Genomic DNA, 23,270 nt, shown 5'->3' on the forward strand with positions numbered 1-23,270 from the left:
GGGCCGCTGGCCAGCGACACCGCCGCGCCAGCGCGCGGGACCGTCACCGGCCACGGTTGCCGCAGGTCGCGGTGGACGGCAAGACCAGCCGGGGCGCGCGGACCCGCGACCGGGCGGCGCCGCATCTGCTGGCCGCGCTCACCTGCGCCGGGGTGGTCCTCGCCCAGTGTCAGGTCCCGGGCAGGAGCAACGGGATCGCCGCGTTCACCGGGCTGTTGACGCCGTTGGACCTCGCTGATCACGTGGTGACCGCCGACGCGATGCAGACGCAGCGTAAGCATGCCCGCTGGCTGCGGGAGGTCAAGGAGGCGCATTTCGTGTTCCCGGTGCTCGACAACCAGCCGACCCTGTTCGACCGGCTCGACGCGCTGGACTGGGCCGGGGTGCCGGTCACCGGGCGCAGTGTGGATGACGACCGGGGCCGCCACGAGGTACGTACCGTCAGGTCATGCCCGCCCCGCCGGATCTGAACTTTCCGCACGTCGCGCAGGTGTTCCTGATCGAGCGCGCCGTCACCGTGAAGGGCCGTACCAGCTACCAGGCGATGCTGTATGTCACCAGCCTCACCGCCGGACAGGCCGACGCCGCTGACCTGCTGGCCTACGTCCGTCAGCACTGGGGAATCGAGGTCCTCCACTGGGTGAGGGATGTGACCTTCCGGGAGGACGCTTCCCGGATCCGTACCGGCAACGCGCCGCGTGTCATGGCGACCCTACGGAACGTGTCGGTCAGCCTCCTGGGAATCCACGACACCACCAACATCGCCGCCGCCCTGCGCTACAACGCCCGCAACAACAGCCGAATCCTCAAACTCCTACAGCTCCAACCAGCCTAAACACCAACCCGGCCGACTTTGCCGTGCCCGTGGAGGCGAGCGTCCAGTTCGCCGACGACCGCGGCATCCGATTCCGGGTGATCGCGGTGGATCGGAAGTGGACGTACGACGGCTGGATCTGGCTCACCGGCTACGTGATGGATCGCCACGGCAACGCCATCGATCGGCGGGAGATCTTCGTCCAGCGCCACGGACTTTACCGATTTCCCAAACGCACCGCGACGTGACTGTTGACCAGGGAGAACAAAATTGATCATCGACGTACTGCGTGACTGGTGGCTGCGCTGGCTCGACTTGCGCTCCGGCCGGTCCACGGCGTCCCAGCGACTGCGCGCCCTACGGCTGCGGCAGACGACATCCGCCCGGCACCGCCGACTCGACGGTAACCGGGGACACCACTGGCGTTCGGAGACCACCACCCTGCTGCCGACCCTGCGCCCCCTGATGACCTACGGCCAGCAAGTCGGCTATCGACTGCCGCCCACCAGCATTCTGACCAGCCGGTGACCGTGGCTCACTGCCAGACGCCGGCGCGCATCACTCGGCGTACCCGCAGGTTGTCGTCGAGCTCGACCAGGTCGGCCCGGTGCCCGGGGGCGATCGCGCCGACCGTGCCGGCCAGGCCGATCGTCGCCGCCGGGGTGGTGGCTGCCATCCGTACGGCGTCGACGATGTCGATGCCGGCGGCGACCGCCCGGCGCAGCGCCGCGTCCATGGTCAGCGTGCTGCCGGCGATCGACCCGTCGCGGGCCAACCGGGCGACGGAGCCGGACACCGTCACCGCCTGCCCGCCGAGTTCGTACGCGCCGTCGGGCATGCCGGCGGCGGCCATCGCGTCGGTGACCAGCGCGGTCCGACCGGGGCCGCCGACCGACGTGGCGAAGGTGAGGGTGCCGTCGTGCAGGTGCACCCCGTCGGCGATCAGTTCACAGGTGACCCGGTCGTCGCCGAGCAGGGCGAACACCGGGCCGGGTTCGCGGTGGTGCGGTGGCCGCATGCCGTTGAACAGGTGCGTACCGGCGGTGGCTCCGGCGTCGATCGCCGCCCGGGTCTGGTCGTAGCCGGCGTCGGTGTGGCCGATCGCGGCGACCACCCCGGCGTCGACCAGCCGGGCGATCGCGGCCAGCGCACCGGCCCGCTCCGGGGCCACGGTGACCATCCGGATCACGCCGTCGCCGAGGTCGAGCAGCCCGGCCAGTTCGGCCGGCTCCGGGTCGCGCAGGTACGCCGGGTTCTGCGCCCCGCACCGTACGACCGACAGGTAGGGGCCTTCGAAGTGCAGCCCGGCGAGGGTGCCGTCGGCGACCAGCGGGGCGTACCGGGTGACGGCGTCGCGCATCAGCTCGACCGGCGAGCTGACCAGGCTGGCCAGCAGGCTTGTGGTGCCGTGGGCCAGGTGGAAGGCGGCGGCCCGGCGGGCCGAGTCGGGGTCGCCGGTGGTGAAGGTGTGTCCGCCGCCGCCGTGGTTGTGGATGTCGACGAAGCCCGGCACGGTCCAGCCCGACGCCGACGCGTGCACCCCGGCCCGGCCGCCGCCGGTCGTCGCCACCTCGGTGATCGTGTCGCCGTCGATGGTCAGGCGGCCGTGCTCGCGTACCCCGTCGGGGGTGACCAGCCGGCCCTCGACCCTCATCGGGCGGCCCGCTCGACCGGCTCGGCGGCCCGCTCGACCAGGTCCGACGCGAGCAGGTCCGACGCGAGCAGCGCGGCACCGAGGCAGCCGGCCTCGTCGCCGAGCGCGGCCTGGACCAGCCGGGGCAGCCGGTGGAAGGTGGCCCGGCGGCGCACGGCGGCGTCCAGCGGGGCGAGCAGCTGGTCGCCGGCCTCGGCCAGCCCACCGCCCAGCACCACCAGCTCGGGGTCGAACATCGCCTGCCCGATCAGCAGGCCGTCGGCGAGCGCGTCGACCGCGTCGGCCCAGATCCGGCCGGCGGTCGGGTCGCCGGCGGCGGCCAGCCGGGCCACTTCGGCGGCGCCGCCGGTGCGGCGGCCGGCCCGGTCGGCGTACCGGCGGGTGATCGCCGACGCCGACGCGACCGCCTCCAGGCAGCCGGTCTGCCGGCAGCCGCAGGCCGGCCCGTCGGGGCGGACCACCACGTGGCCGAGTTCGCCGGCCGCGCCGTGCGCGCCGGGGTAGCCGGTGCCGTCAACGACGGCGGCGGCCGCGATGCCGGTGCCGATCGCCACGAACAGCACGTGCCGGCTGCCCTGGCCGGCGCCGATCCGGGCCTCGGCGACCCCGCCGGCCCGTACGTCGTGGCCGAGCGCCGTCGGCAGCCCGACCCGGGCGGCCACCAGGTCACGCAGCGGTACGTCGCGGAAGCCGACGTTGGCCGACCAGACCGCGACGCCGGCCGACTCGTCGACGACCCCGGGTACGGCGACGCCGACCGCGACCGGGGTGAGCCCGTCGGCGCGGGCGGTGTCGGCGAGCTGCCCGGCGAGGTCGCAGATGGTGTCGACGACGGCGGCCGGCCCCCGGGCCGCCGCGGTCGGGCGCCGCTCGGTGTGCCGTACCGCCCGGTCGGTCAGCCCGACCAGGGCGCTCTTGATGCCGGTGCCGCCGACGTCCAACGCGATGACGACCTCGTCGGACGGCCCCGGCGGTGTCGGGTCGACTCCGCCGGCCAGGGTCACGTCAGCACGACCGACCGGGTCAGGTGGCGCGGGTTGTCCGGGTCGAGGCCCCGGCTGGCAGCGAGGGCCACCGCGAACCGCTGGGCGAGGATCAGGTCGGCCATCGGGTCGAGCGGGCGGCGGCCGGCGGCCCACCGGTCGAGGACGGCGTACACGCCGTTGGTCCGGCTGTGCACGAACGCCGCGCCGGTCGCCGCCACGTCGTCGGCCAGGTGGTCGGGGATCTCGCCGAACGCCCACACCATCCGGCCCGGCCCGGCAATCGCGATCGGCCCGTGCCGGTAGTCCATCGCCGGGTACGCCTCGGACCAGAAGATGGCGGCCTCGCGGCACTTCAGCGCCGCCTCGTGGGCCAGGCCGACGGTCCAGCCCCGGCCGAGGAAGGTGGCCTGGTCGATCAGCGCCGGGTCGATCGGCAGCCGGGCCCGGACGGCGACCTCGGCGTCGGCGGCGATCGCCGCGACGTCCGCGCCGAGGTGGGCCCGCAGCAGCGCCAGCACGCTGGTGGCGAAGCGGGTCTGCACCACAGACCGTTCGTCGGCGTACGGCAGGGCGACGACGTGGCCGGCGAGCTGAGCGGCGGGGGAGCCGGGGTCGCCGACGAGCACCGTGGTGCGCTGCGGGTCGTCGACGGCGGCGAGCAGGTCGGTGATCTCGGTGGTGGTGCCGGAGCGGCTGATCGCGATGATCCGGTCGTAGTGCCGGCCGGTGGGGAACTCGGAGGCCTGGAAGGCGTCGGTTTCACCGTGGCCGGCGCGTTCCCGCAGCCCGGCGTACGCCATCGCCATGAACCAGGAGGTGCCGCAGCCGACCACGGCGACCCGCTCGCCGGGGCTGGGCAGCGCCGGTGCGGGGGTGTCGGCGGCCTGTGCGGCCGCCCGGCGCCAGCACTCCGGCTGGCTGGCGATCTCGGCGTCGACGTAGCTCATCGCGACACTCCTCGCTGACGACAAGCAGCGGTGCTCGTTCGGGCTCGAACTGGCACCTTTTCGCGCGTCATTGTGCGCGTTCTCGTGACCGGGTCGCAACAACCGGGCTGGGGTGATGCCCGATCGCGCAGACGGAGGTTTTGCTACCGGGCGTTTCGCGCACTAGTGTGCAGCAAACTGGTCACCATCTGCGCAGCTGGACGTGGTAAGCAGCGAGGCGCGGTAGCAGCGAGGCGTGGGAAGGGGCGGCATGGATCGGTACGCACGGTGGAACGCTCTGCTGGAACTGCTCACCGACAGCGGCCGGATCACCGTCGAGGACGCCGCCACCCGCCTCGACGTCTCCCAGGCCACCATCCGCCGCGACTTCGACCAGCTCGCCCAGCAACAGATGATCACCCGTACCCGGGGCGGCGCGGTCGCCAACGGCGTCTCCTACGACCTGCCGCTGCGTTACAAGACCGCCAAGCACTCGGCGGAGAAGCAGCGCATCGGCACGGCCGCCGCCGCACTCGTCGAACCCGGCATGGTCGTCGGGCTCAACGGCGGCACCACCACCACCGAGGTGGCCCGCGCGCTCGCCGTACGCCCGGATCTGAACACCAGCGCGGACGGCGCCCAGCTGACCGTGGTCACCAACGCGCTGAACATCGCCAACGAGCTGCTGGTCCGCTCCCGGATGAAGATCGTCGTCGCCGGCGGGGTGGTCCGCCCGCAGTCGTTCGAGCTGGTCGGGCCGCTCGGCGGCGCGCTGCTGCGGGAGGTCACCCTGGACGTCGCGCTGCTCGGCGTCGACGCGATCGACCCGCAGCTCGGCGCCGCCGCCCACCACGAGGGCGAAGCGTCGATGAACGCGCTGATGGTGGCCCGCGCCAAGCGGGTGGTGATCATCGCCGACGGGTCGAAGCTGGGCGGGCACGCCTTCGCCCGGATCTGCCCGATCGACCGGGTGGAGACCCTGATCACCGACTCCGGCGCCGAGCCCGGCACGGTCGCCGTCTTCCGCGAACTCGGCGTGACGGTGGTCACCGCCTGAGCCGTCTGTCCCGTATGGTGTGTCCTTGTTCTGACGTCGGGTACGCGGCGGAGGTGGCGGATGACGGCCGTACTGGAAATCTCCGGGCTGCGTAAGACCTACCGCAGCCGTCGACGTGGGGTCCGGCATGCCGTCGACGGCTTCGACATGCGGGTCGAGGCCGGCCAGGTGCACGGCTTCCTCGGCCCGAACGGATCCGGCAAGACCACCACACTGCGTACCCTGCTCGGTCTGGTCGCGCCGAACGGCGGCCGGATGGCGATCCTCGGCCAGCCGGTCCCGCAGCAGCTGCCGGCGGTGATCGGCCGGGTCGGTGCCATCGTGGAAAGTCCACAGTTCTTCCCACACTTCACCGCCCGGGACACCCTGTCGCTGCTCGCCCAAGCGGGCGGTCTTGCTCCGCAGCGGGTGCCGGCGGTGCTGGACCTTGTCGGCCTCGCCGACCGGGCCGGCGAGCGGGTCCGCACCTACTCGCTCGGCATGCGTCAACGGCTGGCCGTCGCATCGGCGCTGCTGAAGGAACCGGCGCTGCTGATCCTCGACGAGCCGGCCAACGGCCTCGACCCGGCCGGCATCCGGGAGATGCGCACCCTGATGCGTGACCTGGTCGCCGCCGGCACCACCGTGGTGCTGTCCAGCCACATCCTCGGCGAAATCCAGGTGATCTGCGACTCGGTGACGATCATTTCGCGGGGCCGCCGGGTCACCGCCGGCCCGGTCGCCGAGGTGCTGGCCGCGCACTCCGCCGGCGGTCTGCGGGTACGCCTGGAAGCCGCCGCCGACCTGCCGGCCGCCGAGACGGCCCTCACCGCCGCCGACGGCCCGCCGGTCACCGTCACCCGGCACGCCGACCACCTGGTGGTGCACGGGGTCGACCAGCCGGCCCGGGTGACCCGTACCCTCGCCGCCGCCGGCCTGTACGTCAGCGAACTGACCCCGGTCACCGCCGACCTGGAAAGTGTCTTCCTCCAGCTGACCGCCGACGACGCCCCGACGGCCGACGACGGCCATGCCGCCGACGCCGAGCAGACGGTCGCCGCCGACCCGACGGGAGCCGGGCGATGAACCTGTACCGGGCCGAGCTGCGCCGCCTCGGCAAACGACGCTTCGTCCGCTACCTGGTGGCCGCCGTGCTGCTGGCGCTGGTCGCGATCGCCGTCGGGACGTTCCTCGGCAACCAGAAGATCGGCCCGGCGGCGTTCGCCGAAGCCGAGCGCACCGCCGAGGCCGAGTACCGGGCCGGGGTCGAATGGGCCGAGCAGTGGCAGGCCGAATGCGAGCGCAGCCAGACCAGCGGCGCCGCCGACCCGAACCGCTTCCCATCGAACTGTGCCGACATCGTGCCGCCGACCCGGGACATGTACCCGGCCGAGCCGTACCTGCCGGCGACGTTCACCTTCCACCGCGAGTTTCCGGCCACCCTGTACGTCTTCGCCACCCTGTCGACCCTGGTCTTCTTCGTGGCGGGGGCGTCGTTCATCGGTGCCGAGTGGACCTCCGGCGGGATGATGAACCTGCTGCTGTGGCGGCCACGCCGGCTCCGTGTCCTGTTCACCAAGCTGGCCGCGCTGCTGACCGGCGTACTGGCGGTGACGGTGCCCGCCGTGCTGCTGTGGACGGCGGCGCTCTGGGCCACCGCCGTGTGGCGCGGCTCGACCGCCGAGATGACCGCCGGCGCCTGGCGGTCCATCGCGTTGACCGAGCTGCGGGTGGTGGTGCTGGTGGTCGCGGCCGCCACGGTCGGCTTCGGGCTGGCCGCGATCGGCAGGCACACCGCGTTGGCGCTCGGCGGCGTCCTCGCCGTACTCGTGCTGGGCCAGTCCGCGTTGAGTTTCCTCGCCGACGTGACCGACGCGACCTTCGTCGAGGCATGGCTGCTGCCGGTGTACTGGATCGCCTGGATGGACTCGTCGATCGAGCTGACCAACTGGCAGGCCTGCGGCGGGCAGCCCGGCTGCGTACCGCCGACCATGGAACTGACCTGGATGCACACCGGTGTGCTGATGGCGGCGGTGGTGCTGCTGGTGTCGGTCGTCGCGGCGTGGACGGTGCGTCGGCGCGACGTCAGCTGAGCCCGACACACCCGACGGCGCAAACCGGCGGATGCGTACCCGTCGGGTGGGCGATTACCCTGGTGAGGTGCCGGCTGCTGACGAACCCCGGACCGGACCGGGCGCCGGGCCGGTTCCCCGGACGACGGCCGGCGTTCCCCGGCAACGCAGCGAGCCGCTCGACGCCGACGGGTACGACGACGCCGGCACCGAGCCGGTCGACGCCGGCGGGTCCGACGCCGGCACCGTGCCGGTCGGCGCCGACACCGTCAGCGGTACGGCTGCCGCCGGCCCGGCCGCGACCGGGCTGACCGAGCGTGAGCAGCGGATCCTCGATTTCGAACGGCAGTGGTGGAAGCACGCCGGTGCCAAGGAACAGTCGATCCGGGACACCTTCGGTCTCTCCGCCACCCGCTACTACCAGCTGCTCAACCAGTTGCTGGACAACCCGGCCGCGCTGGCCGTCGAACCGGTGCTGGTGGCCCGGCTCCGCCGGCTTCGGGCCGCCCGGTCGCGAGCCCGGCGCGGCTGAGCCGGGCCGCCGGGGCAGGCCGGCCAGGGCCGGCCAGTCGGTGTCGGCCGGTCACTTCTCGTACATCTTGAGCCCGTTGCCGAGCGCGATGAACGTCGGTGCCCATTCGCCGACGAAGATGCCCCACCGGTCAGCCCGGTCGACGCCCGCCGCCTCGAACCGCTTGGACAGCACCCAACTGGTCAGCGATATCCCGATGCTGACGATGCCGGCGACGTACATGTGTTCGGCCCGCAGGCCCTTCTCGTGCAGTTGACGCAACATCTGTGGTCCCCCTGTGTTCCGGGCGCCGCTGTCACGTGCGCCGCGCGGCCCGCGATCCTCGACACCCACCTACCGGTCAAGCTACCGTCGGTGACGGACTGGATTCCGAGAGTTGGTGAGAGATGCTCAGGGTGATTCCCGACCGACTCCGGTGCCGGCGGTGACAAGCCAGCCGTCGGTCCCGCCGACCGACCTGCCGACCATGCGGGTGGACGCATGTTCCGTTGCCGCGCCCGGACAATCGGACAACGAGGACCAGATCCTGCAGTACGGCGACCTGGTCGGAGTGCTGGACGGTGCCACCACACCGGCTGGCTTCGACACCGGCTGTAGCCACGGGCCGGCCTGGTACGTGCGCCGGCTAGCCGCCCGGCTCGGGTTGGCCAGCGCTGCTACCCCGGCCGCGCCGCTGGCCGGGTTGCTCGCCGAGGCCATCCGGGCGGTCCGCGAAGACCACGCGGCCACCTGCGACGTGGACCACCCGGGCACCCCGTCGGCCACGGTGTGCCTGCTGCGCCGCTCCGGTGGGCACCTGGACTACCTGGTGCTGTGCGACAGTCCACTGGTGTTCGAAGCCGCCGGGCAGGTCGGCGTGGTGGCCGACAACCGGTTGGCCGAAATCATGGCCAGGCTGCGCGGACAGCACGATCCGCCGGCCACCGACGACCCGCGGCACCGCTACCACCGGGCCGTACGGTGGCAGCGGCAGTGGATGAACCAGCCGGACGGCTACTGGGTGGCCGCCGCCGACCCGGCTGCGGCCGACCGGGCGCTCTGCGGCACCCTGCCGCTGACCGGACCGGGCCGGATCACCCGGGCGGCGTTGCTCAGTGACGGGGCGTCGCGGGCCGTCGAACGGTTCGGGCTGTACAGCTGGCCGCAGCTGATGGAGCTGCTCGCCGAGGCCGGGTCGGCCGAGTTGATCCGCCAGGTACGGGTCGCCGAGACCGCCGAGCCGGATCCGTCGACCGGTCACAAGCGGCACGACGACGCCACGGCGATATTCTGCCTTTTCGATACCGGCTGATCCGGTCAGTCGATGCGTACTGAGCTGGGACAACAGCTGGCGGGCTGGACCGGGGCCGCCGGTCGACGGGTGACCGGTGTCCCGAAGGCCGTTTCGGCAGCGCTGGAACTGAGCAAGTATCCGTCCCAGGGGCCGGTAGCTGGGTAGACGGGAGGTGCGGAATGAGTAAGGCGGAATCGGCACCGGCCTGGGAGACTACCGCCGTGCGGCACGACGTGCGGTTGACCCCGATGAGCGACGACCTGTTGGAGCCGTTGCTCTCCGCCGCCGTGGCCGAAGCCGAGCCGGGTGAGGTGATGCCGCCGGTGCCCGGCCCGGCCGGTTGGACCGCCGCCCGCCGGGACGCCTTTCGCACGTTCTACCGGTCCCACTTCGGCGGCGGGCAGTTCGGGCCCGCCGGCACCATCGTCTACGCGGTCACCATCGGCGGGGACGTGGTCGGCGGCATCCGGCTCAGCCGGCTCGACACCCCTTCCGTCGTGGAGACCGGCATCTGGCTCGGCCGGTCCGCCCGTGGGCGGGGGGTCGGCTCCGCCGCGCTACGCGCGGTGCTGGACGAAGCGGTCCGGCTCGGTGCCCACCTGGTCATCGCCCGGACCACCCCGGCCAACCGGTCGGCGATCAACCTGCTGCGGCGGTGCGGCGCGATCATCGGGGTCGAGCAGGGCCAGGTGCACGCCCGGTTCTGGCTGGACGAGGCGTTCACCACTGACCTGGCCGGCTGATCCGGGCGCGCTGACCCGGGTATGCCGGCGCGTCTGGCGCGCAGCGGCACTTCAAGGGCGCGACGTGCCCCTACCGGGCGGACTGCTGTTCGGCGTACGCGGCCAGCCAGGCCACCTGCGCCGGATCCAGCGACGGCCGGATCCGGTCCCGGGCCGCCGCGACGTGCGCGGCGGTCACCGATGATGCCTCCAATGACTCCCGCATCGCGGCCAGCGCCGACTCGCGGACCAGCGCGGCGCAGTCCGCCGCCGAGAACCCGTCCAACGACGCGGCGAGCTCGGTCAGCTCCACATCGTCGGCGAGCGGCACCGACTTCGCCGCCGCCTTGAGGATCTCGGTGCGCGCGGCACCGTCCGGCGGCGGTACGTACACCAACCGCTCCAGCCGGCCCGGCCGTAGCAGGGCCGGGTCGACCAGGTCCGGCCGGTTCGTCGCACCGATCACCACGACGTTGCGCAGCGCCTCGACCCCGTCCAGTTCGGTGAGCAGCGCGGCGACCACCCGGTCGGTGGTGCCGCCGTCGGACGCCTGCCCGCGTATCGGTGCCAGGGCGTCCACCTCGTCCAGGAACACCAGGGTCGGCGCTGCTTCGCGGGCCCGGCGAAACAGTTCGCGGACCGCCCGTTCGCTCTCCCCGACCCACTTCGACAGCAGCTCGGCGCCCTTGACCGACAGCACGTTGGCCTTGCCGGTGCCGGCCAGCGCGGTCACCAGGAACGTCTTGCCGCAGCCCGGCGGACCGTAGAGCAGCACCCCGCGCGGCGGCTGCACGCCCAACCGGGCGAAGGTGTCCGGGTAGGTCAACGGCCAGAGCACCGACTCGGTCAGCATCTGCTTGACCTGGGCCATGTCGCCGACGTCGTCCAGTGTCACCCGCGCCAGCTCTAGAGTGGACGTCGCCATCGAGGTGGGCCGGACCACCTCCAGCGCGGCTTCGAAGTCGGCAGCGGCCACCATCGGCGCCTCCGCCGACTTCTGCCGCAGCGCCGCCCGTACCCCGGCTTCGCGGGCCAGCGCGGCCAGGTCGGCGGCGACGAACCCGGGGGTACGCCCGGCGACGTCGTCGAGCCGGACGTCGTCCTCCAACGGCATGCCCCGGGTCAGCACGGCCAGCTGTTCCCGACGCATCGCGGCGTCCGGCAGCGGCACCGCGACCTGCACGGCGAGCAGGTCCGGGCCGCGTAGCCCGGGATCCAGCGCCTCCGGGTGGCTGGTGGTGCAGACCACCGCCGCCCCGGCGGCCACCGTCTCGGCCAGCACCTGCCGGAACACGGTCGACAACGGACCCGGCTCGTCGCGGGGCGCGACCGCGTCCACGTCGGCGATCAGTAGCACTGCGGCGTCGCCGCGGCGTACCGACTCGGCGGCCCGACGCAGCCGCTGTGCCGCGGCGTCGTTGGTGAGCGCGGCGAGCTCCGGCGCCCAGAGCGTCTCCACCCGGGCGTCCAGGTCGGCGGCGACCGCACGCACCAGCGCCGACTTGCCGGACCCGGCCGGCCCGCTGAGCAGTACGCCGAGCGACACGGTGGTGCCCAGCCGGTCCAGCACCTCCCGGTGGTGGAAGCCGAGGTCGAGCAGCTCAGTCAGCTCGTGTGCCTGGGCCCGCAGGCCGGGCAGGTCATCCAGGTTGGGTGCCGGCTCGTCGACGAAGTCCGGTGCCGGTGCCGGCGACACCGGCCCGGCCGGGCGGACCTCCTCCCCGGACGACCCGTGGGTGGCCGGCCCGTGCCGCCAGGCCACCACGGTGTCCATCGTGACCAGCACCGGGTCCCCGGTCCGGGCCAGGTTGGCCGGCTCAGCGTCGGCGACCGTCAGCAGGGTGCTGGTCCAGGCGTACCCGACGACGTTGGCGAGGCTGCGTCTGGCCGCCTCCATCAGGCCGCGGTGCGCCGAGTCGGAGAAGACGTCCTGCGGCAGCAGCGACACGTCGTCACCGGCGGTGACCACCTTGCCGAGCAGGGCCAGCCGCAGCATCTCCGGGCTGACCACCGCGGCGATCTCGACCGGTCCGTCCAGGGTCAGCCGGCGGGCGGCGACCTCCGGTGCCGGGGCCACGGTCACCTGACCGCCGTCACGGACACCGAGGTTGCCCAGGGTCAGGTCGTCGGCGTACAGCAGGGCGCGGCTGGCGCCGGCCTCGGCGCGGGCCGCGACCCCGGCGGTGCTGCGTCGCCCGGTCAGCCGCACCGGCGTGCCGGCGGTGACGCCGAGCGCGGCCAGTACCTCCGGGTGCAGTCGGACGATGCCCCGGCGGGCGTCCAACGCGGCGGGCCGCAGGCTCGCGGTCAAGGTCAGTTCGGGGTCGGCCACCCGCCGAGCCTATCCACCGCCGCGGCTGAGAGGGTTCACAGCTGGCCGGCGGGCGGTGGCCGTACCGTGTGGCACATGCCGACTCCCTTGTCCACGCGGCTGCGTCGGGTCCTGCCCGGGTCGTACCAGCGGCGGCTGACCGGCGGGCTGCTCGCGCTCGTCCTGGTCGCCAGCGTGGTCACCTGGGCGGTCTGGCCCGAGTCGGTGCCGTACGCGGTGACCGAGCAGCGGCTCACGGTCCGCTCCGGCCCGGACGGTGACCAGCCGGTCGATCTGGACACCACGTTCTACCTCCCGGAGACGGCCTCGGCGGCCGATCCGGTGCCGGCGGTGCTGCTCGCCCACGGCTTCGGCGGATCCAAGCAGTCGGTGGCTGCCGACGCCGAGGAGCTGGCCACCCTCGGGTACGCGGTGCTGGCGTACTCGGCGCGCGGGTTCGGGGCCAGCGGCGGACAGATCCATCTGAACAGCCCCGACCACGAGGTGCGCGACGCCGCCCGGCTGCTCGACTGGCTGGCGCAGCGCCCCGAGGTACGCACCGACGCCGACGGCGACCCGCAGGTCGGGGTGGTGGGCGGCTCGTACGGCGGCGCGTTGGCGCTGCTGCTGGCCGCTGCCGACGACCGGGTCGACGCGATCGTGCCGATGATCACCTGGAACGACCTGGCCGGTGCGTTCCTGCCGGAGTCGACCGGCGGTGACCCGGTCGACGGGGTGTTCAAGAAGGGCTGGGCCGGGCTGTTCTTCGGCAGCGCCGGGGCACCCGCCGGCGGGCCGGGAATGCCGGCCGACCCGGCTGGCCCGGGGGCGCCGACCGGCGTCGGCGGGCCGGGGGTGCCGGCGGATCCGGGTGGGCCCGATCCGCAGTGCGGGCGGTTCGCCGCCGACGTGTGCGCCGCGTACCTGCGGATCGCCACCACCGGCCGGGGGGACCCAGCGGCGGTGGCGTTGCTGCAGCGGTCCAGCCCGGCTCAGGTGCTGGACCGGATCACCGCGCCGACGCTGCTGATCCAGGGCACGGCGGACACGCTGTTCCCGCTGGCCCAGGCCGACGCCAACGCCCGGGGCATCGCCGCGAGCGGCACCCCGGTGCGGGTCGCTTGGTACACCGGTGGTCATGACGGTGGCAGCGGTCCGCTGACCGACCAGGACCGGGTCAAGTTCCTCACCGCGCAGTGGCTGGACCACCACGTCGCCGGGGACGGCGAGGCCCCGGGCGGCAGCTTCACCTGGTCGCGGATCGCCGGCTTCGACGCGATGGACCGGGGACTGGTCGCCACCGGCTACCGGATCACCGACTACCCCGGCACCGCCGGCACGGCAACGACGACGGTCACCGTCGACGGTCCGCCGCAGTTGATCGTCAACCCACCGGCCGGCAACCCGGCGGCGGTCTCCTCGCTGCCGATGGCCGGCGGGCTGGCCGGCGCGCTCGGTGGCGTGGCCGGTGGTCTGGTCAGCGAACTGCCCGGACAGCACAGCCACTTCGACTCGGCGCCGCTGGCCGACCCGGTCGACGTGGTCGGCGCGCCGACGGTGACCGTCCGGGCCGCGTCGCCGACCGGTGCGGCGGTGCTGTTCGTCAAGCTGTACGACGTCGACCCGGACGGCGCGATGAGCCTGCCCGGTGGGCTGGTCGCGCCGGTGCGGCTGACCGGCCTGCCGGCGGACATCGCGCAGGCGCAACCGGTCGAGGTGACCCTGCCGGCGATCGTGCACCGGTTCGAGGCCGGCAACCGGCTGCGGATCGTGGTCGCCACCTCGGACCAGGGGTACGCCACCCCGGTCGAGCCGACCGTCTACACGGTCGCGGTCGGCGACGGCACCGCGGCCGGGGGCACCGACCGCGCGCCGGTCGTCCTGCCGCAGGTGGCCGGTGAGCCGATCGCCACCTCGGCAGCGCTGTGGCGCTGGGTGCTCGCCGGGCTGGTCGCCGCGATCGTCGTCGGACTGGTCGTGGTCCTCGCCGTGGTGCGGCTGCGGCAGCGGCGCACCGACCACACCGTCGACGCCGCGCGCGCGCAGACCCCGCTGGTGGTGCGGGACCTGCGCAAGGAGTACGCCGACGGGTTCGTCGCGGTCGAGCGGGTCGACTTCACCGTCGAACGCGGCCAGGTCGTCGGCCTGCTCGGGCCGAACGGTGCCGGCAAGACCACCACCCTGCGGGTGCTGATGGGGCTGACCCAGCCGACCCGTGGTGAGATCCTGGTCTTCGGCCACCGGCTGGTGCCCGGCGCGCCGGTGCTGTCCCGGATCGGGTCACTCGTCGAGGGGCCCGGGTTCCTGCCGCACCTGTCCGGCATCGACAACCTCCGGGCGTACTGGCGGGCCACCGGACGCCCGGCGGCGGACGCGCACTTCGACGAGGCCCTGGCGATTGCCGGGCTTGGGAATTCGGTCCACCGCAGGATCCGCAACTACAGCCATGGGATGCGCCAACGGCTGGCCATCGCCCAGGCCATGCTCGGGCTGCCGGAGCTGCTGGTGCTCGACGAACCGACCGACGGGCTGGACCCGCCGCAGATCGCCGAGATGCGCCGGGTGCTGAAGCGGTACGCCACCGGTGGGCGGGCGGTGCTGGTCTCCAGCCATCTGCTGGCCGAGGTGGAGCAGACCTGCACCCACGCGGTGGTGGTCAACAAGGGCCGGATCGTGGCCGCCGGACCGGTCGACGACATCGTCGGGGATTCGCCGAGTGTGCAGTTCGACGTCTCGGACGTGGCCGCCGCCGAAGCGGTGCTGAAGCGGCTGGCCGGGGTGCGTACCGTCGCCGCCGACAACGGCGGACTGATCGTCGACGTCGACGGTACGCCGCGCAGCGAGGTGGTCGCGGAGCTGGTCCGGGCCGGGGTGGCGGTGGACCGGGTGGTGCCCCGCCGCCGGCTGGAGGATGCATTCCTCGCCCTGGTCGGCGAGAACTCACGGGGAAGCGGGGACCGCTGATGGCTACCGTCGGATCATCGGACGTGCGGCAGCCGGACCGGCCGGTCGATCAGTCCGGCGCCGCCGCCGGCTACCGGGCTCGCGCCACCTTGCCGTTCTGGGCCGAGGTACGCCGCCAGGCGGCCCGCCGTCGCACTCAGCTGACGCTGGGTTTCATGGTGCTGCTGCCGTTGATCGTGCTGATCGCCTTCGAGTTCGACGACGGTGACGACGACAACGGCGGCGGCGAATTCGCCAGCCTGGTCGAGCTGGCCACCACCGGCGGGTTGAACTTCGCCCTGTTCACCATCTTCGTGTCGTCGACGTTTCTGCTGGTGGTGGCGGTGGCGTTGTTCTGTGGCGATACGGTGGCCAGCGAGGCGAGCTGGGGGAGCCTGCGCTATCTGCTGGCCGTGCCGGTGCCCCGGGCCCGGCTGCTGGCGGTGAAGCTGGTCGCCGCGTTGGCGTACTCCGGGTTGTCGGTTCTGGTCCTCGCCGCGACCGCGCTGTTGGTCGGCACCCTGCGGTACGGCTGGTCGCCGCTGCGTTCGACGGTGGCTGCCGAGATCCCGGCCGGGGAGGGCACGCTGCGGCTGCTCGGCATCCTCGGTTACCTGGCGGTGGTGCTGCTGATCGTGGCGTCGCTGGCGTTCCTGCTGTCGGTGTCGACCGACGCGGCGCTCGGCGCGGTCGGCGGCGCGGTGCTGCTGTGGATCCTGTCCAGCATCCTGGACCAGATCACCGCGCTGGGCGTGCTGCGGGACTTCCTGCCGACCCATTTCAGCACCGCCTGGCTGGGGCTGCTGTCGACCCCGATGCAGACCGACGACGTGGTACGCGGCTGCGTGTCGGCGTTGACGTACGCCACGGTCTTCCTGTCGTTGGCGTTCTGGCGGTTCACCCGCAAGGACGTCACGTCCTGACCGTCGCAGGGTTAGGGGGGCGGGGCGGGGATGTCCCCCTTGCCGGTCCGGGTGGTGCTCTTCTTACAGTGGTCACATGGCACCGGCGCGATCCCTGCACGAGATCTTCGCTGGGCTGCCCGGCGACGCCGCAGCCCACAGCGACGTCGCTGCCGTGCTCGATGCCAACGGCTACGCGGACCTTCCCCCGGAGTTGCTGGCGCAGGCCGTGGTCAGCTTCGCGGACACCGCCCCGGCTGAGGTGGCCGAACATCTGGCCCCGTTCGTCACGGCGCACAGCCAGGTCGGCGGCGACGGCACCGTACCGGATGAGCTGGCCTCGCCGCTCGACCTGCTCGCCACGGCTCCGGCCCCGGCGTTCGACGCTGCCATGCCGGATGATCCGGCGTTCGACGGCCCGGACCTGGACGGCCTGGGGCTCGACGCGGCGCCGCCGGACGGTCCGGGGTTCGACACCCCAGCCGGGTTCGACGACCCGGGTTTCGCGGCCGGACCGGGGATGGATGCGGCGTTCGGCCGCGGCGACGGCCCGTCCGTCGACGATCGTGAGCCGGCAACGGTCGAGCCATTCCCGGCCGGCCCGACCGGGGACGACGCCGAACCGGCCAGCCATGACGGCCAACCGGACGCGGCGGATCTCCTGGACGGTCCGCTACCGTCCGGTGACCCGTGGGCGTTGCCGCCGATATCCGAGGGCACCGCCGGGGTGGACGGTGTCGCAGAGATCGACGACCTCGGGGCCGGCTGACCGGATCGGCGTGGCCGACCCGGGCCGAGCCGGTGTGGACCCTCTGGCGATGTCCTGCGGTCCGATGTGACGTCAGGCGCCGACGATCGCGGTGGCGTGCTCGCGTAGCTGACGCAGCCGGTCCAACTCGGCGTTCAGATCGCGGAGCCGGCTCTCCCGCTCGGCCTTGGTCCGCTGAGCGGCCTCCGACGCGGCGGCCAGCGCCTTGGCGTTCGACCGGGACAACTCCTCGGCCAGCGCGCTGTAGTGGTCGCGGAGCTGGCGCTGAATCCGGCGCAGCGTGTCCCGGGAGTCCTTGGTCATCACGAAACTGACCTCGTCGCAGTACCGCCGGACGGCGTTCTTCGCCTGGTTCTGCCGGTTCACGCGTTGCCGCTTCTTCTCCTCGCGCAGGCCCTTGCGGCCCATCACCAGCCCGATTCCGATACCGATCGGGCCGAGCGCGATCCCGGTCAACGAGCCGAGCATGACGAACATGAGCGCGCCTCCGTAGGCGCTCTTGAGCGCCACCATCGCCTGCTTGCCAAGCTTCATCTTGGCCAGCTCGATCTTGTGGTCCACCTGTGCGGTGCCGACCAACGGGACCGGGTCGGGGATCGCGACGTGGCGAAGCACCTCGCCAGCGGCCTCCTGGAAGTGCAGAGCCACGTCGTCACTCAGGCTCATCGCCCGGTCACGCAGCATCATGTAGTTGGCCAGCAGTTCGTTGGACACCCTGGCCTGCAGCCAGCGTTCGGTCTCGTCCCAGGCGTCAGCGGGGTCGATCTCCTCGATCGCGGCGTCGGCCTCTTCGAGGATGCGCCGGAGCCGGCCGCGCAGGTCGTAGTCGACGTCGGCGTTGAGATCGGAGATCCCGTCGCTCAGCGTCTGCTGCCACTTCGCTGCGGCCGCTTTGAGCGACTCGACCCGCTGCTTCACCGCGTTGAGCTCGGCCACCACCGTGGCGGCGGCCTCCGGGTCGGCGAGCGCGGCGTGCTCGGCCTTGAACTGGTTCTCCATCTGCTCGCAGATGCCGACGACCGACGCGGCGGCCTGTGTGGCGACCCGGGTCGCCGCGCCACCGGCCACCCGCTGTGTCACGAACTTGACCAGGTCCGGGAACCCGGACTCGGCGTTGAGTTCCTTGTCGTTGCCGGCGACTGCCCGCAGCCGCAGCGCGGACGACACCGGGATGATCGGCATTTCGACCTCGCGGCGCAGGTGGCCCTCGTCCAGGTCCCGGATCTTCCGCCAGTGCGGATAGAAGTCCGTCTTGGTGATCACGCACACCACCGTCGGGCACACCTCGTGGGCCTGCCGCAGGAAGTCCAGCTCGCTGCGGGTCAACTCCTGGGCAGCGTCGGTGACGAACAGCAGCGCGTCGGCCATTGACGCGGCGGCCAGGCTGGCTGCGGCGTGGACCGAGCCCAGACCGCCGACTCCCGGGGTGTCGACCATGACGAGGCCGTTCGACAGGATGTTGCGCGGCAGCCGGACCTCCACCCCGGCGATCCCGGGTGGGGTGGCGCCGCCGGTGGCCCGTTCCAGAACCACATCCTGCACCTGATCGATGGGCAGCGGCTCCCGCCGGGCGGGGTCGTCGCTGAACAGCAGTTGCGCCGACGGCTGCGGTCCGTGCCGGAGGTAGGTCGGCAGGACGGTGGCCACGTCGTCGTCGACCGGGCAGATCTTCGTCCCGACCAGCGCGTTGACCAGTGAGCTCTTGCCCTGTTTGAACTCGCCGACGACCACGACGTGCACCACCGGGTCGGACAGGGTGTGCCGGATGGTGGCCAGCCGACCACCGAGGTCGGGGCGGTCGTACGCCTCGCAGGCGCGTACCGCGAGATCGACGATCTGTGTCGCCCGTTGCAGCGTGCCGTCAGCGTCAGGGGGTGTCGTTTTCGCGGTCAACGTCGCTCCTCGATCGAGGTTGGTGTCGGCAGGCGGTGGTCAGCGGGGAAACGTGCGAGCGCCAACATGGCGTGGCAGGCCCCGGCCGGACCTGCCACGCCATGTTGGCGCTCACCGGGCCGGACGCCGTGCGACGTCCGGCCCGCTCCGTGGTTGTCCGGTCACGCCCCGAGGGTCGGGTCCGCAGTGGTGTCCGCCTCGGCGGTGTTGTTGAACGAGTCGTCGGTGTTGAACGAGTCCTCCGTGTTGAACGAGTCCTCCTGGTTGAAGGAGTCCTCCTGGTTGAACGAGTCGTCGGTGTTCACCGAGTTGTCGGTCGACTGGTCGTTGAACGAGTCGTTGGTGGACTGGTCGTTGAACGAGTCCTGGGTGCTGGCCGAGTCGCCCCCGGAGGCCAGCGACGAGTCCTCGATCCTCGAGTCGGTGGTGTTCTGCTGGCTGCCGCCCCCGAAGTTGATGTTGATCGGCCCGAGCGCGCCGCCGTCGCCGCCGCTGGCGTTGCCGCCGGTGCCGGCGCCACCGGCACCGCTGCCACCGGTCGCGGTGCCGCCGGCCCCGCCGGCCCCGCCGTCGCCGCCCTCGCCGTCACCCTCGCCCTTACCTTCGCCCTTGCCTCGCAACCCGACACCGACGCCGGCACCGACGCCGGCACCCGTCCCGCCGTCGCCGCCGTTGCCCCCGTCGGCGTCGGCGTCGCCACCGACGCCGCCGGCCCCACCGGTGCCGCTGGCGTCGCCGCCGGCCGCCCCGCTGGTGTCGATGTCGAACTGGGCAGCCTGGTTGTTGTCGCCGACCACGGCCTTGTCGACGTCGTCAGCGACGATCCCGGTGTTGTCGCCCAGCACCGTCCGGTCGACGTCTCCATCGGCGATCACGCCGGAGTTGGTCCCGGTGTTGACCACGCCGTCGATGTCGTCGCCTGCGGTGACGGCGTTGTCGCCGGTGTTGCCGACCACGTCGCCGGACTCGGAGTTGCCGAGGAACGCGCCGTCACCGGTCGCACCGAGCACGTCGCCGCCGCCGGTGCCGACCACCGCGCCATCGTCGGCGATCACCTTGTCGCCGTCGACGAACTCCAGCGACGAGTTGTCGCCGGTGACGCCGAACGCGTCGTCGCCGGCCGCTACCGACCCGCCGGTCGCGGCGACCTGGTCGCCGTCGCCCTGCTGCGCCACCGCCCCGTCGCCGGTGGCCGCGTTGACGTCCCCGTCACCGGTGTTGGCGACGTTGCCGTCCCCGGTCTGGTTGAGGTTCTCGGAGTCGACGTCGATGTCGCCCAGCACCGGACCGTCCACGTCGACGTCCACCGAGTTGTCAATCTCCGTGGAGTTGTCGGTGAAGGTCTGCGAGTTGTCGATGAAGTTCTGGTTGGTGAAGTTCTGCGTCACCTGGGTCACCTGCTGCACGACCTCCGGGGTCGGTACGTTGGCGGCGGCGCCGGCGCCGAAGCCCCCACCGGCGCCGCCGCCCCCTCCGGTGAAGCCGCCGCCCCCTCCGGCGCCTCCACCGGCCCCCCCGCCAGCGAAGCCCCCGCCCCCGCCGCTACCCCCTCCGGTGAAGCCGCCGCCCCCGCCGCCCCCACCTCCGGCGAAGCCGCCCCCACCGGATCCCTCGCTGCTGCCGAACGCCGCCTCGTTGACGATCTGGTCGACGTCGAGCTCGTTGAGCGTCTCCGCCTCGATCCCGTTGGCGGCGAACGCGCCCTCCGGGTCGGCCAGGAACTTGGCGGTCTCTTCTTCGCTGCTGAACACCTTGTCGAACAGCGCCTTGACCTTCTCGACGATCAACGGGGTGACTTCTACCGCGGCCATGATGTCTCCTGATATTCGTGGTTCGTAGGGGTTCTGGTCCGTCCGATCGGCCGGACAGGTACAAGACTGCGGGTCGACGCCCGCCCCTCGCATCGGGGCTTCCCCCCTGCCAGGTTCTGGGGTCTAGGGGGGTGCCACCAAGCTCAGGTCAGCTAACCGACAAGTCAGGACTCCTCGGGGAGCAGACTTCGCAGCGTAGCGACCATCTCGGCCCGGGTGGTAACCCCCAACTTGCCGCGGATCCGGGCCACATGATGCTCGACCGTCTTGGGGGACAGGAAGAGTTGCGTCCCGATCTCCCGGTGGGTCCGGCCGGCGAGCACGAGCCGGGCCACCTCGACCTCCCGGTCCGACAGGCCACCGTGCGAGGCCTCCGGCCGCGACTCGTCCGGCACCGGGTCCATCCGGGACAGTTCCCGGGCTCGTTCCAGGAGCCGGCGGGCGGCCGACGCGTCGGTGGTACGGACCGCTGCCTGGCCGATCAGTCTGGACGACTCCCAGGGCAGTTCGGCGGCGGCCAGTTCGGCGGCGTCGGCCAACACCGCGTCCGGGTCGACCTCGCCGGCGAGTACGGCGGCCCACCGGCCGGCGGCCCGGCACTGCGCCTGTTGCCGGAATCCGCCCGGGTCGAGCGAACCCAGCTCGTCGGCCGCTGCCGCAGCCGCCGCCGGCTCCTCACCCACGACCGCGATCTGCAACCGGATCCAGCTCAGCGACACCGTCCATGCCGTCGGTCGACCCAGCTGGTCGATGATGCCGGCCAGGTCGGCCAGGACCGGTGCGATCCGCTGGTGGTGGCGCAGCCGGGCAGCGGCGACCAGTAGTTCCTCGACCACTTCCAGCTGGGACAGGTCCACGGCCCGCCGGGCCAGCACCGGCTCGGCGACGGACCAGGCCGTCCGCAGCTGGGCGATGTCCCCGCTGCGGCGGGCGATCCCGGCGGTGAGGCCGGCGTAGGTGAGCCGTTCACGGCCGGGCAGCATGGCACCGGACAGCCGGCGCAGTTCGGCGACGGCCGAGTCGTACCGGCCGGTACGCATCCGGACCCAGGCCAGCAACGTCCGGTGCCGGTCCAGTGCGACGGGACCACCGGCCCCGCTGGTCGACGCCCGCTCCAGCAGATGCTCGGCGGTAGCGGAGTCGCCGGCGACCACCGCGACCAGCGCCCCGACCGCGTGCGGCAGGTCCGGTACGGCAACCGGGGGCGGTGCCTTCTCGAAACTCTCGGCGGCCTCGATCAGCAACGGCAGCGCCGCCGCCGGATCCGTCATCGCCAGCGCGGCGTCGGCCAGTCGCCGCACCGGCAGCGGAGCCGATCCGGTCGCCGCCGTCCGCGCGGCGGCCAGCTGACCGGTGACCACCAGGGCCGGTACCGCGAGGACCGGGCCGGGAGCGTCGGCGCCCAGCAACGCCTCCGCCGCTCGACCGGCGCGGCCGTCGTACGCCGCCGCCGCCCCGGCGACCAGCGCGATCCGGCCGGTGTCGGCCGGTGCCGCAGCCGGCCCGTCCAGGTCGACCGGCACCCCCAGCAGGGTGGCCGCCTCGGCCCGTCCGGCGGTCACCGTGGACGGCTCGGCGCCGGCGTCCAGCGCGTCGTCGTACCAGGTCAGCGCGCTGCCCGGGTCGGTAAACCGCAACCGGTCGCCGGCCTGCCGGTAGACGTCGGCGGCGGTCGGGGTCCGGGCCCGCGCGGCGCGTAGCTGTCCGGCGGCGCGGACTGGGTCGGCACCGCTGGCCAGCAGTGCCGTGGCCACGGTCTCGTGCAGCCGACGACGCTCCGACGGGGGCAGGTCGAACAGCACCGCCCGGGCGACCGCCGGGATCATCCGTTCCCCGTCGGGGGTGAGTAATCCCTCGTCGCGCAGCGACCGCATCGTAGCGGCCGCCTCGGCCGGGTCCAGGCCGGTCGCGGCGCAGACCACGCCGTCGGCCAGGTCCAGGTCGAGTGCCAGGACCGCGGCCAGCCCGGCGACATCGCGTCCGGCGGCGTCATGTCCGGCGGCGGCGAATCGACGCTGTAGCCGGGCGACCAGCGCGGGCGGCGTACCGGCCGGGTCGGCGGCGACCGCGACGGCGACGGCGGCCAGCCCGGCGGAGGCAACCTGGAGCGCGTCCAGCTGTTCTGCTGTGGCCGGCCGGCCGAGGACCTCCTTTGCCAGCTCGGCCAGGGCGGCCGGTGCGAGTGGGCCGAGCCGCTCGACCGGGCCCTGCCCGGAGACCGCCTCGTCCAGGTCGGCGAGTTCCGGACCGGTGATCGTGGGACGCCGGGCGATCGCCATCGACACCCCGCCGTGAGCAGCCACGGTCAGTGACCGTAAGGTTGCCGGGGTCAGGTGGTGCGCGTCGTCGACCAGGACCAGGGCGTCGTCAGCTCGGGCCTGATCGAGAAGAACCTGCAGGTCGTCGGTTGTCGCGGGCGTCACGCGTACGGCCGGTCGGCCGGCGGCTGCGGCGATCTCGCCCAGCCGCCGCGATCGCCCGGAACCGTCCACACCCACCACGACAGTCACCGGTGCAGCCCCTCCTTGCCCGTGTCAGTGAGGCAGTGTACGGACGGCTCCGCAGGCCGACGCATGGCCTGACCCCGTACGCGTGTACCGTGTACTCTCGGCCCGACCTGGGCGCT

At 72.8% G+C, this 23,270-nt stretch carries 21 protein-coding genes; 13 read left to right on the forward strand and 8 right to left on the reverse strand.

Annotated features, from left to right (window positions below; genetic code table 11):
- From ACFHWU_RS20955 to ACFHWU_RS20970, 4 genes are all read left to right on the forward strand, one after another.
- Positions 1-470 (forward strand): ISAs1 family transposase (locus tag ACFHWU_RS20955; RefSeq protein ID WP_416591368.1); only part of this gene is annotated, 470 nt, incomplete at its 5' end.
- Positions 449-835 (forward strand): ISAs1 family transposase, encoded by a 387-nt coding sequence (locus ACFHWU_RS20960; protein ID WP_416591369.1) that lies wholly within the window; start codon positions 449-451, stop codon positions 833-835. The genes ACFHWU_RS20955 and ACFHWU_RS20960, both read left to right, overlap by 22 nt.
- 29 nt (positions 836-864) lie before the next feature.
- Positions 865-1,062, forward strand: a complete 198-nt coding sequence (locus tag ACFHWU_RS20965) for a hypothetical protein (protein ID WP_416591370.1) — start codon at positions 865-867, stop codon at positions 1,060-1,062.
- Between the two features lie 22 nt (positions 1,063-1,084).
- Positions 1,085-1,342: a hypothetical protein gene (locus ACFHWU_RS20970; RefSeq protein ID WP_416551901.1), complete on the forward strand. Its 258-nt coding sequence runs from the start codon at positions 1,085-1,087 to the stop codon at positions 1,340-1,342.
- A gap of 7 nt (positions 1,343-1,349) precedes the next feature.
- Here ACFHWU_RS20970 and nagA read toward each other — a convergent pair whose 3' ends face one another.
- Genes nagA through ACFHWU_RS20985 form a run of 3 tightly spaced genes read right to left on the reverse strand, consistent with a single transcriptional unit; the run spans position 1,350 to position 4,401 of the window.
- A complete protein-coding gene (nagA, locus tag ACFHWU_RS20975; RefSeq protein ID WP_416568933.1) occupies positions 1,350-2,468 on the reverse strand; it encodes an N-acetylglucosamine-6-phosphate deacetylase in 1,119 nt (372 codons plus the stop codon).
- Positions 2,465-3,472, reverse strand: coding sequence for an ROK family protein (locus tag ACFHWU_RS20980; RefSeq protein ID WP_416591372.1), 1,008 nt, complete (start codon positions 3,470-3,472; stop codon positions 2,465-2,467). Before ACFHWU_RS20980 ends, nagA begins: the two co-directional genes overlap by 4 nt.
- A complete protein-coding gene (locus ACFHWU_RS20985) occupies positions 3,469-4,401 on the reverse strand; it encodes an SIS domain-containing protein (RefSeq protein ID WP_416551898.1) in 933 nt (310 codons plus the stop codon). Before ACFHWU_RS20985 ends, ACFHWU_RS20980 begins: the two co-directional genes overlap by 4 nt.
- A gap of 250 nt (positions 4,402-4,651) precedes the next feature.
- Here ACFHWU_RS20985 and ACFHWU_RS20990 point away from each other — a divergent pair, with 250 nt between their 5' ends.
- Genes ACFHWU_RS20990 through ACFHWU_RS21005 form a run of 4 tightly spaced genes read left to right on the forward strand, consistent with a single transcriptional unit; the run spans position 4,652 to position 8,020 of the window.
- Positions 4,652-5,437, forward strand: a complete 786-nt coding sequence (locus ACFHWU_RS20990; RefSeq protein ID WP_416551897.1) for a DeoR/GlpR family DNA-binding transcription regulator — start codon at positions 4,652-4,654, stop codon at positions 5,435-5,437.
- 60 nt (positions 5,438-5,497) lie between these two features.
- Entirely contained in the window at positions 5,498-6,502 is a 1,005-nt protein-coding gene (locus ACFHWU_RS20995) for an ABC transporter ATP-binding protein (RefSeq protein WP_416551896.1), read from the forward strand.
- A complete protein-coding gene (locus ACFHWU_RS21000) occupies positions 6,499-7,509 on the forward strand; it encodes an ABC transporter permease (RefSeq protein WP_416551895.1) in 1,011 nt (336 codons plus the stop codon). The genes ACFHWU_RS20995 and ACFHWU_RS21000 overlap by 4 nt, the downstream gene beginning before the upstream one ends.
- A gap of 31 nt (positions 7,510-7,540) precedes the next feature.
- On the forward strand, positions 7,541-8,020 hold the full coding sequence (locus tag ACFHWU_RS21005) for a DUF3263 domain-containing protein (RefSeq protein WP_416591373.1): 480 nt from the start codon (positions 7,541-7,543) through the stop codon (positions 8,018-8,020).
- Between the two features lie 51 nt (positions 8,021-8,071).
- Here ACFHWU_RS21005 and ACFHWU_RS21010 read toward each other — a convergent pair whose 3' ends face one another.
- Positions 8,072-8,284: a hypothetical protein gene (locus tag ACFHWU_RS21010; protein WP_282232450.1), complete on the reverse strand. Its 213-nt coding sequence runs from the start codon at positions 8,282-8,284 to the stop codon at positions 8,072-8,074.
- A gap of 160 nt (positions 8,285-8,444) precedes the next feature.
- Between ACFHWU_RS21010 and ACFHWU_RS21015 the strand changes: the two genes are divergently transcribed.
- Positions 8,445-9,311 (forward strand): hypothetical protein, encoded by an 867-nt coding sequence (locus tag ACFHWU_RS21015; protein WP_416591374.1) that lies wholly within the window; start codon positions 8,445-8,447, stop codon positions 9,309-9,311.
- 203 nt (positions 9,312-9,514) lie between these two features.
- Complete coding sequence (locus tag ACFHWU_RS21020; protein WP_416568949.1) at positions 9,515-10,036, forward strand: GNAT family N-acetyltransferase; 522 nt, start codon at positions 9,515-9,517, stop codon at positions 10,034-10,036.
- A 70-nt stretch (positions 10,037-10,106) separates the two neighbouring features.
- Here the strand turns inward: ACFHWU_RS21020 and ACFHWU_RS21025 are convergent, their stop codons facing one another.
- A complete protein-coding gene (locus tag ACFHWU_RS21025) occupies positions 10,107-12,347 on the reverse strand; it encodes an AAA family ATPase (protein WP_416551891.1) in 2,241 nt (746 codons plus the stop codon).
- 75 nt (positions 12,348-12,422) lie between these two features.
- On the opposite strand from ACFHWU_RS21025, the gene ACFHWU_RS21030 reads away from it, so the two are divergent.
- The 3 genes from ACFHWU_RS21030 to ACFHWU_RS21040 all read left to right on the forward strand — a co-directional run bounded on the left by ACFHWU_RS21030 (position 12,423) and on the right by ACFHWU_RS21040 (position 16,940).
- Positions 12,423-15,290 (forward strand): alpha/beta fold hydrolase, encoded by a 2,868-nt coding sequence (locus ACFHWU_RS21030; RefSeq protein ID WP_416591375.1) that lies wholly within the window; start codon positions 12,423-12,425, stop codon positions 15,288-15,290.
- On the forward strand, positions 15,290-16,192 hold the full coding sequence (locus ACFHWU_RS21035) for an ABC transporter permease (RefSeq protein ID WP_416551889.1): 903 nt from the start codon (positions 15,290-15,292) through the stop codon (positions 16,190-16,192). The genes ACFHWU_RS21030 and ACFHWU_RS21035 overlap by 1 nt, the downstream gene beginning before the upstream one ends.
- Before the next feature lie 76 nt (positions 16,193-16,268).
- Positions 16,269-16,940, forward strand: a complete 672-nt coding sequence (locus ACFHWU_RS21040; protein ID WP_416568938.1) for a hypothetical protein — start codon at positions 16,269-16,271, stop codon at positions 16,938-16,940.
- Positions 16,941-17,012: 72 nt separating this feature from the next.
- Here ACFHWU_RS21040 and ACFHWU_RS21045 read toward each other — a convergent pair whose 3' ends face one another.
- The 3 genes from ACFHWU_RS21045 to ACFHWU_RS21055 all read right to left on the reverse strand — a co-directional run bounded on the left by ACFHWU_RS21045 (position 17,013) and on the right by ACFHWU_RS21055 (position 23,154).
- A complete protein-coding gene (locus ACFHWU_RS21045; RefSeq protein WP_416551887.1) occupies positions 17,013-18,833 on the reverse strand; it encodes a dynamin family protein in 1,821 nt (606 codons plus the stop codon).
- A gap of 161 nt (positions 18,834-18,994) precedes the next feature.
- Complete coding sequence (locus ACFHWU_RS21050) at positions 18,995-20,644, reverse strand: hypothetical protein (protein ID WP_416551886.1); 1,650 nt, start codon at positions 20,642-20,644, stop codon at positions 18,995-18,997.
- 164 nt (positions 20,645-20,808) lie between these two features.
- Entirely contained in the window at positions 20,809-23,154 is a 2,346-nt protein-coding gene (locus ACFHWU_RS21055) for a LuxR C-terminal-related transcriptional regulator (RefSeq protein WP_416591376.1), read from the reverse strand.
- Between the last annotated feature and the right edge of the window lie 116 nt (positions 23,155-23,270).

Origin of the sequence: Micromonospora sp. LOL_015, from assembly GCF_048060275.1 — a bacterium.
In the GTDB taxonomy this organism is placed as follows: domain Bacteria; phylum Actinomycetota; class Actinomycetes; order Mycobacteriales; family Micromonosporaceae; genus Micromonospora_E.

Coding starts and splice junctions, on each gene's coding strand:
- ACFHWU_RS20990 (WP_416551897.1), top strand. CDS start 4,652: ATGGATCGGTACGCACGGTGGAACGCTCTGCTGGAACTGCTCACCGAC.
- nagA (WP_416568933.1), bottom strand. CDS start 2,468: ATGAGGGTCGAGGGCCGGCTGGTCACCCCCGACGGGGTACGCGAGCAC.
- ACFHWU_RS20960 (WP_416591369.1), top strand. CDS start 449: ATGCCCGCCCCGCCGGATCTGAACTTTCCGCACGTCGCGCAGGTGTTC.
- ACFHWU_RS20995 (WP_416551896.1), top strand. CDS start 5,498: ATGACGGCCGTACTGGAAATCTCCGGGCTGCGTAAGACCTACCGCAGC.
- ACFHWU_RS21050 (WP_416551886.1), bottom strand. CDS start 20,644: ATGGCCGCGGTAGAAGTCACCCCGTTGATCGTCGAGAAGGTCAAGGCG.
- ACFHWU_RS21005 (WP_416591373.1), top strand. CDS start 7,541: ATGCGTACCCGTCGGGTGGGCGATTACCCTGGTGAGGTGCCGGCTGCT.
- ACFHWU_RS21040 (WP_416568938.1), top strand. CDS start 16,269: ATGGCACCGGCGCGATCCCTGCACGAGATCTTCGCTGGGCTGCCCGGC.
- ACFHWU_RS21035 (WP_416551889.1), top strand. CDS start 15,290: ATGGCTACCGTCGGATCATCGGACGTGCGGCAGCCGGACCGGCCGGTC.
- ACFHWU_RS21010 (WP_282232450.1), bottom strand. CDS start 8,284: ATGTTGCGTCAACTGCACGAGAAGGGCCTGCGGGCCGAACACATGTAC.
- ACFHWU_RS21000 (WP_416551895.1), top strand. CDS start 6,499: ATGAACCTGTACCGGGCCGAGCTGCGCCGCCTCGGCAAACGACGCTTC.
- ACFHWU_RS21030 (WP_416591375.1), top strand. CDS start 12,423: ATGCCGACTCCCTTGTCCACGCGGCTGCGTCGGGTCCTGCCCGGGTCG.
- ACFHWU_RS20985 (WP_416551898.1), bottom strand. CDS start 4,401: ATGAGCTACGTCGACGCCGAGATCGCCAGCCAGCCGGAGTGCTGGCGC.